The organism is Lonepinella sp. BR2474 (assembly GCF_051851555.1).
Taxonomy (GTDB): Bacteria; Pseudomonadota; Gammaproteobacteria; order Enterobacterales; family Pasteurellaceae; genus Lonepinella.
This window is the reverse complement of sequence record NZ_JBPDVH010000005.1, coordinates 1-13237: the sequence shown is the minus strand read 5'-3', so window position 1 is coordinate 13237 and position 13237 is coordinate 1. Positions and strand designations below refer to the sequence as shown.

At 41.7% G+C, this 13237-nt stretch carries 10 protein-coding genes; 6 read left to right on the top strand and 4 right to left on the bottom strand.

The annotated features are described in order from the left end of the window. Positions 1–53 precede the first annotated feature (53 nt). Positions 54–1055 carry a gluconate operon transcriptional repressor GntR gene (gene gntR, locus ACTG7Q_RS07115; RefSeq protein ID WP_439242323.1) on the top strand — a complete coding sequence of 334 codons (1002 nt, stop codon included), beginning with the start codon at positions 54–56 and terminating at the stop codon, positions 1053–1055. Here the strand turns inward: gntR and ACTG7Q_RS07110 are convergent. Together ACTG7Q_RS07110 and ACTG7Q_RS07105 are read right to left on the bottom strand one after the other, a co-directional pair. Further along, positions 1015–1191, bottom strand: coding sequence for a hypothetical protein (locus ACTG7Q_RS07110; RefSeq protein WP_439242321.1), 177 nt, complete (start codon positions 1189–1191; stop codon positions 1015–1017). The genes gntR and ACTG7Q_RS07110 overlap by 41 nt on opposite strands. Beyond that, the gene (locus ACTG7Q_RS07105; RefSeq protein WP_439242319.1) at positions 1184–1732 is read right to left on the bottom strand and encodes a gluconokinase; all 549 of its coding nucleotides are present in this window, start codon (positions 1730–1732) and stop codon (positions 1184–1186) included. The genes ACTG7Q_RS07110 and ACTG7Q_RS07105 overlap by 8 nt, the downstream gene beginning before the upstream one ends. Positions 1733–1966: 234 nt before the next feature. Here ACTG7Q_RS07105 and ACTG7Q_RS07100 point away from each other — a divergent pair, with 234 nt between their 5' ends. Beyond that, entirely contained in the window at positions 1967–3316 is a 1350-nt protein-coding gene (locus ACTG7Q_RS07100; RefSeq protein WP_439242317.1) for a GntP family permease, read from the top strand. Between the two features lie 47 nt (positions 3317–3363). Here ACTG7Q_RS07100 and ACTG7Q_RS07095 read toward each other — a convergent pair whose 3' ends face one another. Further along, positions 3364–3519, bottom strand: coding sequence for a YoaH family protein (locus ACTG7Q_RS07095; RefSeq protein ID WP_439242315.1), 156 nt, complete (start codon positions 3517–3519; stop codon positions 3364–3366). Between the two features lie 33 nt (positions 3520–3552). Further along, positions 3553–5379, bottom strand: a complete 1827-nt coding sequence (uvrC, locus tag ACTG7Q_RS07090) for an excinuclease ABC subunit UvrC (RefSeq protein ID WP_439242313.1) — start codon at positions 5377–5379, stop codon at positions 3553–3555. Between the two features lie 498 nt (positions 5380–5877). Between uvrC and purE the strand changes: the two genes are divergently transcribed. From purE to ACTG7Q_RS07070, 4 genes are all read left to right on the top strand, one after another. Beyond that, positions 5878–6375, top strand: coding sequence for a 5-(carboxyamino)imidazole ribonucleotide mutase (gene purE / locus ACTG7Q_RS07085; protein WP_439242311.1), 498 nt, complete (start codon positions 5878–5880; stop codon positions 6373–6375). A 56-nt stretch (positions 6376–6431) separates the two neighbouring features. After that, positions 6432–7523 (top strand): 5-(carboxyamino)imidazole ribonucleotide synthase, encoded by a 1092-nt coding sequence (gene purK, locus ACTG7Q_RS07080; RefSeq protein WP_439242309.1) that lies wholly within the window; start codon positions 6432–6434, stop codon positions 7521–7523. Positions 7524–7660: 137 nt separating this feature from the next. Beyond that, positions 7661–8851 (top strand): amino acid aminotransferase, encoded by a 1191-nt coding sequence (locus ACTG7Q_RS07075; RefSeq protein WP_439242307.1) that lies wholly within the window; start codon positions 7661–7663, stop codon positions 8849–8851. Between the two features lie 1664 nt (positions 8852–10515). Then, positions 10516–13237: YadA family autotransporter adhesin (locus ACTG7Q_RS07070; RefSeq protein ID WP_439242305.1), on the top strand; the 2722-nt coding region annotated here is incomplete at its 3' end.

Sequence of the window (13237 nt, the reverse complement as noted above, 5' to 3'; positions counted from 1 at the left end):
TGTATTATAGTAAAAATTAGTCCTAAAAATTATCCAGTTAGCTTTATTTGACTATGCAAACCAAGAAAAAACGCCCTACCCTACAAGATATTGCCAATCATCTTGGTATTACCAAAATGACAGTTAGTCGCTATTTGCGAAATCCTGATACGGTGGCAGCGGAAACTCGTGAACGTATTGCTATTGCCATTGAACAATTTGGCTATATTCCGAATAAAGCCCCTGATATGCTATCCAATGCCAAAAGTCGGGCGATTGGGGTATTGTTGCCGTCTTTAACCAATGCGGTGTTTGCGGATGTATTAAAAGGCATTGAGATTATCACCGATCAAGCGAGCTATCAAACCATGTTGGCTCACTATGGTTATAGTCAACAAAAAGAACAACAACGGATTGAAAGCCTGCTGTCCTATAATGTGGACGGCTTGATTTTAGCGGAAAATCAACACAGTAAACGCACCTTAAAAATGCTGGAAATTGCCAATATTCCTGTGATTGAGATTATGGACACTACGGAGCTAGGGATTCAGCAAGTGGTGGGGTTTGACAATATTTCGGCGGCACAGGCAATGGTTGAAACCATGATTTTGCGTGGTTATCAACATATTGTGTATTTTTCCTCTCGCCAAGATAAACGCACCTTGTTAAAACAGCAAGGCTATGAAAAAGTCATGAAAAAACACCATTTAACCCCGATTACCGTGGGTTCACAACAGCCATCATCCTTTACACTCGGAGCAGAATATTTACAACAAGCCTTAAAGCAGCACCCTGAAATCAATGGTATTTTTTGTACCAATGACGACTTAGCCATTGGGGCGTTATTTGAATGTCAACGCTTAGGGATTCAAGTTCCAGAACAAATTGCTATTGCGGGATTTCATGGACATGACGTAGGGCAATCACTCACGCCACAACTCGCAACAGTGATCACCCCAAGATTGGAAATTGGCAAAGTCGCCGCTCAAGAATTACTCAATCGCATTAACGGACTACCTCAACAAAGCCGCATTATTAATTTGGGGTATGAGATTCATTTGGGGGAAACGGTTTAACTTTGGTTTGCTCAATCACTTGTTTAGAACTGGCTTTTGCTTGTTCTAATGTAAAACCCAACCCAATTTGTTTTTCTTCCCGTCCCTTGCGGACACATTCATTCAAAAATTCATTATAATCTTTCTCTTTAATCATCATATTGTTCCTTATTCAAGAAAGGTTCCAACGCCACCACACACCGCTCCACTACTTCATCAAAACTGCCATCAATATCAACCGCAATCACATCTGGTTCATCGGCTTGTGGAATTTCCAAGGTATCAAATTGGCTTTTGAGCATTTCTTCTTTCATAAAATGCCCTTTGCGTTGTTTCATTCGCTGTAAAATCAGCTCAAAACTGCCGTGTAAAAACAAAAATTTCACATTTTCATTGCCATCTCGGATCAAATCACGGTATTTTTTCTTTAAGGCTGAACACACAATAATGCCTTTTTCGCTTTTTTGCTCCAAACTAAAAGCGGCATCTCGGATGCGTTCTAGCCAAGGCAAACGATCTTCATCATTAAGCGGATGCCCTTGTCGCATTTTGATAATATTGGCTCTCGGGTGCAAATCGTCCCCGTCTATGAGTTTTAACCCCAATTTATTGGCAACCGCTGTGCCAACGGAAGTTTTGCCTGTACTAGAAACGCCCATTAAAATAAAACTTGAGCCTTGATATGTTTTCTCAGTCATCCATTTTCCCCTTAAATTCTGTCTTTTCTCTATTCTAACCAAAAAAATGCCATAATGGTTACTGGTAACATTTATTTTTGTGATCTGGATCACTTATTTTTATTTTCCATTGCGTAAATTTTCACTATTTCTAAAAAAAATGTGATGCATGTCACAATTCTAACAAAAGAAACTTTACCTATATCTGAAAAATGATTATGTTACCAGTAACAATTCAACTAGAAGGAAAATACTATGTTAATTTTAACACTTATTGCATCCATCATTCTGTTACTGGTGTTAATCATCAAGTTCAGAGTTCACGCCTTTGTGGCATTGGTTTTAGTCAGTCTATTAACGGCTTTGGTGACTGGTATTCCCGTCAATAAAATTATTTCGACAATGTTAAATGGCTTTGGCGGAACGCTTGCTAGTGTAGCATTGTTAGTCGGATTGGGGGCTATGATCGGTCGACTGCTTGAAATTACAGGCGGTGCCAAAGTGCTAGCGGACACCCTAATCAATAAATTCGGGGAAGAAAAAGCCCCATTTGCATTAGGTGTGGCATCATTATTATTCGGTTTCCCGATTTTCTTTGATGCAGGTCTTGTGGTGATGTTGCCGATTATCTTTAGCGTAGCCAAACAATTTGGCGGATCATTATTCCGTTATGCGTTTCCTGCTGCAGGAGCATTTGCCGTTACCCACGCTTTCTTACCACCACACCCAGGCCCTGTGGCATCAGGGGATTTATTGGGGGCAAATATTGGTTTACTTACCCTAGTTGGTATTGTCATCGCCCTACCGACTTGGTATTTTGGTGCTTATTTATACAGCAAGTTTTTAGGTCATAAATATCATTTAGATCTTCCAAAATCTTTTTTAAATGCCGCACCGATTAATGAAACTGCGGTGCAAAATCCGCCTAAATTCGGCAAAGTGATGTTTATTTTATTACTGCCACTTTGCTTGATTATGTTGGATACCGTGTTAAATACCTTTTCCGTAATGAAATTAATCGACGGTTCTGCACTTTGGGTTGAAAGCCTACGTTTATTGGGTAAAACACCTGTTGCATTATTAATCACGTTGTTAGTGACCATCATTTTATTAAAAGAACAACGCAGCGTAGAACAAATTGAAAAAATTTGTGACAATGCTCTCGGACCAATTTGTGCAATCGTGTTAGTGACCGGAGCTGGCGGTATGTTTGGCGGTGTTTTACGTGCAAGTGGCATTGGCGATGTCGTTGCCAATATGCTGTCAGATATGGGTGTACCTGTCATTATTGCGGCATTTTTAATTTCCACCGCTTTGCGTGTAGCTCAAGGTTCTGCCACCGTTGCTATTACCACTACATCAGCATTAATTGCCCCAACCGTGGCTGCAACCACTGGGCTCAGCGAACTCGATCTCTGTTTCATCGTGATTTCCATCGCATCGGGTGCAACCGTACTTTCTCACGTCAATGACAGTGGATTCTGGCTAATTAGCCGTTTCCTTGAACTGGATACCAAAACGGCATTTAAAACGTGGACAGTACTCGAAACATTGATTGGTTTAGTTGGATTTGGATTTGCTTTGATTGGTAGTATTATTTTTTAATCCTTTGATTTAATAGGGAAAACTGCGGTATTTTGTACCGCGGTTTTTTACTTCTCATCCTGAGTAAATTCCTTTCTCAACTGCTCCGCCACCATTTTAATCGCCTGCCCCACTGGAATCCCCTGTTCCATTAACTTTTGGATTTGTTCCACGGCTTGTTGTTGCTGTTCATGGGTTAAGCCGAGTAATGCGTTATCTAACATATTGGTTTCCTTAATAATTAATCTTTCTATAGTTTAGTCTTTTAGAGTTTCAAAAATCGTTTCCGCCAACGCCTTAGAAATCCCTGGCACACTGGCGATTTCATCTAAAGTCGCTTTTTTCACCCCTTGCAAACCGCCGAGGTATTTTAACAGGGCTTGTCGGCGTTTTGCCCCCACCCCTGCAATGGTTTCAAGACCACTTTGGGTAAAGGCTTTTTGGCGTTTTTTGCGGTGGCCTGTGATGGCGTGATGGTGGCTTTCATCACGGATTTGTTGAATTAAATGCAAGGCCAAATCATCAGGATCAAGATGAATTTCTTTACCGAATTTACTTAAAATCAGGGTTTCTTGCCCTGCTCGGCGATCCACGCCTTTTGCCACACCGATTAAGTGCGGTCTTTTTTTATCCCATTTTACATTTAACTGTTCAAACACTTGCAAAGCCCGATTTAATTGCCCTTTGCCACCGTCAATAAAAATTACATCAGGGATTTTGTCGGTTTCTAGTTCTCGCTCATAGCGTTTTTTCAGGGCTTGTTCCATGGCTGCATAGTCATCGCCGCCTGTGATGCCGTCAATATTAAAACGGCGATAATCGGATTTTAACGCCCCGTTTTCATTGAACACCACGCAAGATGCCACGGTTTGACTACCTTGTGTGTGACTGATGTCAAAACATTCCATACGCTGAATTTTTTCAATGCCGAGTAAATTCTGAAGTACGGTATAACGTTCGCTGATTAAGCTAGTTTCTTTTAATTTCAGGCTCAACGCTGCTTTAGCGTTCATTTGGGCGAGATGTAAATATTTGCTTTTGTTGCCTTTTACCGCATCTTGAATAACGACTTTGCGACCCGCTTGCTCACTAAGCAAGGTTTCCAATTCAGATTTCTCGTCTAATTTATGATCTACCACAATCGTATTCGGCACGGTTCGCCCTTGGTGAGCTTGCAAATAAAATTGTCCTACAAAAGTCGCTGTCAACTCGCTCAAATCTGTATTAGCTGGCACTTTGGGGAAATAACTGCGATTGCCTAATACCTTACCTTGCCGAATAAACAGCACCTGTACGCAGGCTACGCCCAACTGGTAAGCGATGGCAATAATATCCATATCATCTAGCCTGTCTTGGCTAACAAATTGTTTTTCAATAATGGATCGCACCGCTTGAATTTGATCCCGATAACGAGCGGCATTTTCAAAATCCAACGTAGCACTTGCCTTTTCCATTTTACCGATTAAATGCTCTAGCACTTGGCTATCTTTACCTTGCAAAAACAAACGAGCGTAATTCACTTGTGCATTGTAGTCTTCATCCGTCACAAAACCGGTCACACAAGGCGCAGCACAACGCCCGATTTGATACTGCAAACAAGGACGAGAACGGTTATTGTACACCGCATTTTCACATTGCCGCACGGGAAATAATTTTTGCAAAAGTGACAGGGTTTCACGCACCGCTCCTGCGTGAGGGTAAGGTCCAAAATATTCCCCTGCAATTTTCTTTGAACCACGATAGGCGGTCAATCTCGGATGGCGTTCTTTGGTCAACAAAATATAAGGATAGGATTTATCATCACGCAGTAGCACGTTATAGCGTGGTTGATAGGTTTTGATGTAATTATGTTCGAGCAACAGTGCCTCGGTTTCGCTACTTGTAATCGTGGTTTCAATACGATAAATGGCTGCGACTAATGCCTCGGTCTTTTTACTGGATAAATTGGCACGAAAATAGCTCGACAGGCGTTTTTTCAGATCCTTAGCTTTTCCCACATAAATCACCGTATCGGTTTTATCAAACATGCGATAAACCCCTGAATCATGGGTGATATTTTTGAGAAAAGTTTTGTGATCGAACATTATCAATTATCTTGTGATTAAAAAATAAAAACCTTGTACTTATATACAAGGTTTTATATAATATGTCTGCTTTTGAGAAAGCTCAAAAGTAGGTGGATCTGCATTGCAATCCGCCAGTTAGCCCCTGATGGGTTGCAAGTAGATCCTTGTTGTTTTAATTTTTACCAATGAGGATAAAAATATGAAACTAAAAACTATATTAATTATAGTTAAATGGTTGATTATTGTGCTGCTTTGTGTATCGCTCAAGGGTGATACCGCTGGCATGATGTAGCATTCATCTCATTTAACTCAAAAGGAACAATTTTGTCGAAGAAACTGTTCCCTTTTATTATGTCAAAACAGCCAACAGATTGCAACCACCTCACAACGCCTTTTCTACGTTTGCGAAAGCCATGAAAAACTACGCCACCGCTCGCAATCGTTTGCCTAGGACTACAAGATTATGTTATTCTAACGCCTGTTTTTTATCATTTATTTTTCTCATGGAAATCAAACATGTCTACTCAAAATCCACAAATTGCCATTGTCATGGGCTCCAAAAGCGACTGGGCGACCATGTGCGAGGCGACGCAAATTTTAGATGAATTGCAACTGCCTTATCATGTTGAAGTCGTGTCTGCCCATCGCACGCCCGATAAATTGTTTCACTTTGCTGAAAATGCGGCGCAAAAAGGGTATAAAGTGATTATTGCGGGTGCAGGCGGTGCGGCGCATTTGCCTGGAATGATCGCCGCAAAAACCTTGGTGCCAGTATTAGGCGTGCCAGTAAAAAGTGCTATGTTAAGCGGTGTAGATAGTCTCTATTCGATTGTGCAAATGCCCAAAGGGATTCCCGTAGGCACCTTGGCCATTGGGCCTGCGGGTGCAGCCAATGCGGGGTTGTTAGCTGCGCAAATTTTAGCCGCTTGGGATACCGCATTATTCGGTCGTTTACAAGCATTCCGTGAAAATCAAACCAATGTCGTGTTGGATAATCCCGATCCAAGAAGTTAATCCATTTTAACCGCACTTTGCCATAAAAGTGCGGTACGTTTTTTGAGATTTTTACTATGCAACAAAGTACTTTATATCCAACCGTTTACGTATTAGGCAATGGTCAACTTGGGCGAATGTTGCGTTATGCGGGCGCCCCGTTAGATATTCAGGTTGAGCCGTTGGCCTTTAACGCTCCCCTTTTTGATTTACCCGAAAACGCCATTATTACAGCAGAAATTGAGCGTTGGGAATCCACGCCCTTAACAGAGATGTTGGGCAACCATGCCAATTTTGTCAATCAAAAAGTCTTTGCCACGACAGCCGATCGGTTTAGCCAAAAATCCCTGTTAGATGAACTCAATCTTCCCACTTCCCCTTGGGCATTGCTAAAAAGTGCGGTGGATTTTGAGCGAATTTTTGCAGACATAGGTGAAAAGGTTGTGGTGAAACGCCGTACAGGTGGTTATGATGGCCGAGGACAATGGATTGTTACTGCGGAAAATCAAGACGTGATAACAGATGACTTATTCGGCGAAGTGATTGCAGAAAAATTTATTCCCTTTGATGGTGAAGTTTCTCTTGTCGGTGCCCGATTCCGCAACGGTGAAACCCGTTTTTACCCCGTCACCCACAATTTACAACAAAACGGCATCTTGCGTTATAGCGTAGCCGACAGCTCCAATGCCCATTTACAAGCGCAAGCAGAACAGATGCTTGGCAAGGTGATGGCAAAACTGGATTATGTCGGCGTGATGGCGATGGAATGCTTTGTGGTGAATAATCAGTTGCTGATCAACGAATTAGCGCCACGGGTGCATAACAGCGGACACTGGACGCAACTGGGCTGTTCCATTAGTCAATTTGAACTGCATTTACGGGCATTATTAGATTTACCGACCCCAACATTACAAGTGTTTGCACCAAGTGTCATGATTAATCTTATCGGCACCGCACACAACCCGAACTGGCTCAATACCCCATTCAGTCAGTTACATTGGTATGGTAAAGAAGTCCGTGCGGGGCGAAAAGTGGGGCATATTAATTTGACCCATGTTGACAACACGCAACTGATCCAACAATTACAAAAATTAAGCAATGAATTGCCTGAAGATTATCAATCAGGACTTGCATGGGCAATGGATAAACTAAAATTTAGCGATTTTTAACCGCACTTTTTTACACTTAACGCAATCTGGCGTTAAATGGTTTAACTACCGAGAAGAACTACTTGCAATTTCAAGTCATTAAGAGTATAAATTTTACATCGTTAACAAACTATTTACATTTTAAAAGGACTAGCATTATGTTTGAACATATCACGCCCGCACCGGCGGATCCTATTTTGGGTTTAGGCGAGGCATTTAAATCTGAAAATCGTGCCAATAAAATCAATTTAGGCATCGGGGTATATAAAGATGCCCACGGCAACACGCCAATTATGAAAGCGGTGAAAGAGGCTGAAAAACGCATCTTTGATATTGAAACCACCAAAAACTATCTCGCCATTGATGGCGTGGCAGATTTTAACGAACGCACCAAAGGGTTATTGTTCGGCGAAGATTCTGATATCATCAAAAACCGTCGCGCCAAAACCGTCCAAAGCCTTGGTGGAACTGGCGCATTACGTATCGCAGCAGAATTTATTAAACGCCAAACCAAAGCACAAAACGTGTGGATCAGCTCACCAACATGGCCAAACCACAATGCGATTTTCAATGCCGTTGGCATCACCATTCGTGAATATCGTTATTATGATGCTGAACGCAAAGCCTTAGATTGGGATAATTTAATTGCGGATTTAAGCAACGCAAGTGAGGGCGATGTGGTGTTATTACACGGTTGCTGTCATAACCCAACAGGTATCGATCCAACACCTGAACAATGGAAAATCTTAGCCGATATGTCAGCCAAAAATGGTTGGTTGCCTTTATTTGATTTTGCCTATCAAGGCCTAGGCAACGGCTTAGAGGAAGATGCCATTGGCTTACGCACTTTTGCGGCGAACCACAAAGAGCTATTAGTGGCCAGTTCTTATTCTAAAAACTTTGGCTTATACAATGAACGTGTTGGCGCCTTTACCTTAGTGGCAGAAACCGAACAAGTGGCCGCCACGGCGTTAACCCAAGTCAAAGCCATTGTACGCACGCTTTACTCCAACCCTGCCTCACATGGCGCCGCAACCGTCGCCGTGGTATTGGCCGATCCAGCCTTACGCCAACAATGGGAGCAAGAATTGGCAGAAATGCGCAACCGCATTAAAGCCATGCGAACTAAATTTGTTGAATTGCTAAAAGAATTTGGTGCCAACCAAGACTTTGGCTTTATCACCCAACAAAATGGCATGTTCTCTTTCAGCGGCTTAAACGCTGATCAAGTGGATCGCTTAAAAGATGAATTTGCCATTTACGCCGTGCGTTCTGGCCGAATTAATGTTGCGGGCATCACGGAAGACAATATTCGTCACTTATGTGAAAGCATTGTGAAAGTGCTTTAATCTCATTCAACGCTCATATTTAACCCTGTACATAAAAGTACAGGGTTATTTTTTGCCTCAAACAACCCCATACGAAACACCGTAATTAAATATGTAAAAATATATAGTAAATAAAATCCGAAATGTTATAATAGAAATTCTGGCGATCGTCAGAAACAAGAAACCCCACCTTGCAGAACGTGGGGCATCTTAAAAAAGGAGTTAGGATATGCTAGCTTATATCATTATCCTAATTATCTTGTTATTAATTTCAACTTCTGTTTATTAATAACTCGATAATCCTGAGGGGGATTGCCGTCCCCCGATGGCTCCAATATTAACTATTCATCAGACAAAAATCAAGCCGTTTTATTAAAAAATTGATTAAAAATGCCCCGCACTTCCACACAAAGGTTTTTCCTTCGCACTACAAATATAACGCAATATGAACAATGTAAAAATATATAGTAAATAAAATCCGAAATGTTATAATAGAAATTCTGGCGATCGTCAGAAACAAGAAACCCCACCTTGCAGAACGTGGGGCGTCTTAAAAAAGAAGTTAGGATATGACCTTTCAAATTATTATCCTAATTATCTTGTTATTAATTTCGACTTACGTTTATTAATAATTCGATAATCCTGAGGGGGATTGCACTCCCCCGATGGCTCCAATATTAGCTATTCATCAGACAAAAATCAAGCCGTTTTATTAAAAAATTGATTAAAAATGCCCCGCACTTCCACACAAAGGTTTTTCCTTCGCACTACAAATATAACGCAATATAAATAATGTAAAAATATATAGTAAATAAATCCGAAATGTTATAATAGAAATTCTGGCGATCGTCAGAAACAAGAAACCCCACCTTGCAGAACGTGGGGCATCTTTAAAAGGAGTTAGGATATGTTCCTATACATCATCATCCTAATTATCTTATTATTGGTGAGCTTTTCAGCTTACTAGAAGATAATCCTAAGGGGGATAGCCGTCCCCCTATGGCTCCAATATTAACCATTCACGCAATAAAAATCAAGCCGTTTCACAAAAAATTCATTAAAAATCCCCCGCACTTTCACAGTAAGAGAGCGTGGGAAATTTACACCCCCCCTCGATCCCATTGGGCCCCGTCTTTGCCGCCTGAAAATGATTAAATTTGTAGGAAAAGTTGTACTGTCTGAGCGCAGCGAGTTTACAACTTTTCCGTTAAGCAAATTTAATCATTTTCAGGAAACAAGGCAAAATCGGGGTGTGCTTTCTTTTTGCTTACTTTTTCTTTGCACAAGCAAAGAAAAAGTCAGTCGCCCTACGGGCGAAACCCGCCCTTAAAAAAAGCGAAAAAAACCTCAACAACAACAACAACAACAACAACAACAACAACAACAACAACAACAACAACAACAACAACAACAACAACAACACTCAACCGCTCAATTTATATACAAATTTTGTTTAATTTACTTGTTTTTTCTTGCAACTCATCGTACCATATCGCCTAGTTACAAAACTCTTTTACTCACGAGAATATCTCCTACATACCCATGCGTATCGTTTCAGAATAATCGCCACAAAAAGTGTATTTTGTATCCATCCCCCGATAAGCACGAATGAATGAATCAAACGAAATATTCATCGGGCGTCTTATCGGCTATGTTATTTTTAAGTTATTCAACTAGGTTATTTTATGAATAAAATTTTTAAAGTCATTTGGAATCACGCAACGCAGTCTTTCGTAGTGGTGTCCGAATTAACGAAAGCAAAAGGCAAATCATCATCAAGCACTGATGAGCGCTCACGCCTTAAACCCTTAGCGATTGCCTCATTAGTGGCAGGTGCATTAGTCAGCGGTAATGCAATGGCAGCATCTGCAACTGCAACTGCGGGTTATGCATTTGCAACAACCACTGGTGCAATTAAAACAACAGGTGCGGGTACTGCAGGTTCTGCGGTTGCGTCAGGTGCAGCATCAAGTTCAAATAGCGGTACAGAAGAAAACATCGTAATTGCGGGTGTGAATGTCGTTTCATCAAATGGCGCAAATAACACCGTGGCTTATGGTGTGAACATAACTCAAGGCGGTTACTATGGTAATGCGATTGGTACAGATTTAACTACTGGTAAAGGTAGCTATAATGCTACAGTGATTGGTCATAACGTAACTGGCGGTGCAAGTGCTATAAATACCTTAGCAGTCGGTTCAGACATTTCTACTGGTGGTCATAATGCGACTGCAATCGGTAATAACATCAACATTACAGGTTCTGGCGGTGTAAACAAAGTTGCTGTGGGTAGCAATATTTCTTTAAACACTGGTAGTAACTCTGTTGCCGTAGGTAATAACATTACTTCAGCAGCAGACACCGTTTCTATCGGTTCAAATGCGAATGCAACAGCACAATTTGCGATTGCGGTGGGTAACCAAAGTACTGCGGCAGGTAAAGAAACTATTGTTATAGGGCATAACTCAACTGCAACGGGTGTAAACCACACGATTGTGGGTTCTAACGCAACGGCTGCCAATGAATTTGCAACCGCTTTGGGTTATAACGCTGTGGCGAACCATACCCAAGCGTTAGCGGTGGGTTCTGCTGCTTATGTTCACGGTGCACAAGCCAGTGCTTTAGGTGCAAACGCTGTGGCATTAGGGAATACTTCTATCTCTATCGGTGGTGATGATATTAACTTAGCCCGAGCTCAGATGCAAAAAATTCCAGAGTTTAGCAAAGGCGTACAAATGGAATCGGCTAAGCCTATCTTTCAAAATACTACGACAGATACTGCGTACTCAACGGCAGAAAGAGCATTGAAATTTACAAATAACGAATGCAGTTCTAAATATGTTTCTACCACAGCAGGTGGTGATGCCTCTGTAGCGATTGGTACAGCGGCACAAACCGTTGGCGTAGCATCACAGGCCTTTGGTGTGAATGCGATTGCTTATAATATGTCAGGTATTGTGATTGGTACATTGGCACGTCAAGCAGGTAATAACTCTATCGCAATGGGTACTGTGGCTAACTCAACTTCTGATGAGTCTGTGGCGATCGGTCATAATGCAACCGTACACGGCGACAATGCAATCTCATTCGGTTTAAATGCCTCTGCAGGTACCACTGGCGCTAAAGTAGTAAACAGCGACGGTACTCCAAACTACACTGCAACAAGCGGTAATAACTCTATCGCAATGGGTACAGATTCTCTAACCCGTGGCGATGATGCCATTGCAATCGGTCATAGTGCGAATGCAACAGGTAACCAGTCTATTTCTATCGGTTATGGTAACAAAGTTAGCGGTAACTTCTCTGGTGCGTTGGGTGATCCAAGCACGGTAACCGGTAACGCGTCTTACTCTATCGGTAACAACAACACCCTTTCAGGTAACGATTCATTTATTTTAGGTACGAACGTTACTTTAGCCACTAACAACTCTGTAGTGTTAGGTAATGGTTCTGCACAAGCCAATGTGACAGATGCTGCAATAGCCACAATTACAGCAAAAGACGGTACAGCAGTAACTTACACTGGCTTTGCAGGTGTGCAACCAACATCGAATTTTGGTAATTTTGTGAGCGTGGGTTCAGCAGGTTCTGAACGTCAAATTAAAAACGTAGCAGCAGGTGTGGTGAACTCCACGTCAACCGATGCGATCAACGGTTCACAACTTTATACCGTAGCGGCAGGCTTAACCAACGGCTTTAACGTTTCTGCAAGTGCAGCGACTGGCACAAGTGGTGTAGCGACAGGTACAACAAATGCACAAGTATTAATTGGTAAAGACGAGTCAATCAACTTTATCGCAGGCGATAATGTGAAGATTGTTCAAGACAACCAAAACTTCACTTTCTCTGTAACGGCCTCTACACCAACGACAACTTTGGCAAGTGGATTCAACCAAACCACAGGTACAGCACCAGCTGACACAATTAACCCAGATGAACTCGGTGCAACTTTAGGCGACGTGATGAATTCAGGTTGGAACTTGCAAGACAACGGCGCTGCGATTGACTTCGTTACCCCATACGACACCGTAAACTTTGTTAATGGTAACGGTACTTATACCACTGCTGAAGTGAAATCAAATGGTACAATCGCAACGGTTCAATACAGCATTAAAACCGACAACAAAACCGTTCACATCAACGCTAACAACGAAGTTGAGGCAATTACCACTTCAATTCTTAAAGCAGACAAAACTGAGTATGAAACAGGTAAAGTTGAGTTAGAAGATACAACTGCAGGTTCAGCTTTAGTAAATGCAAGCACTGTAGTTGATGCGATTAACTCTGCGTTCTTTACTGTAACTGCGGTAAATAACGATACACAAGTTGATGCGGAAGACGACACTGACGGCAGCCGAATTTCTGCGGCAGATAACATCACTTATGCAGCAGGTAAAAACTTAAATG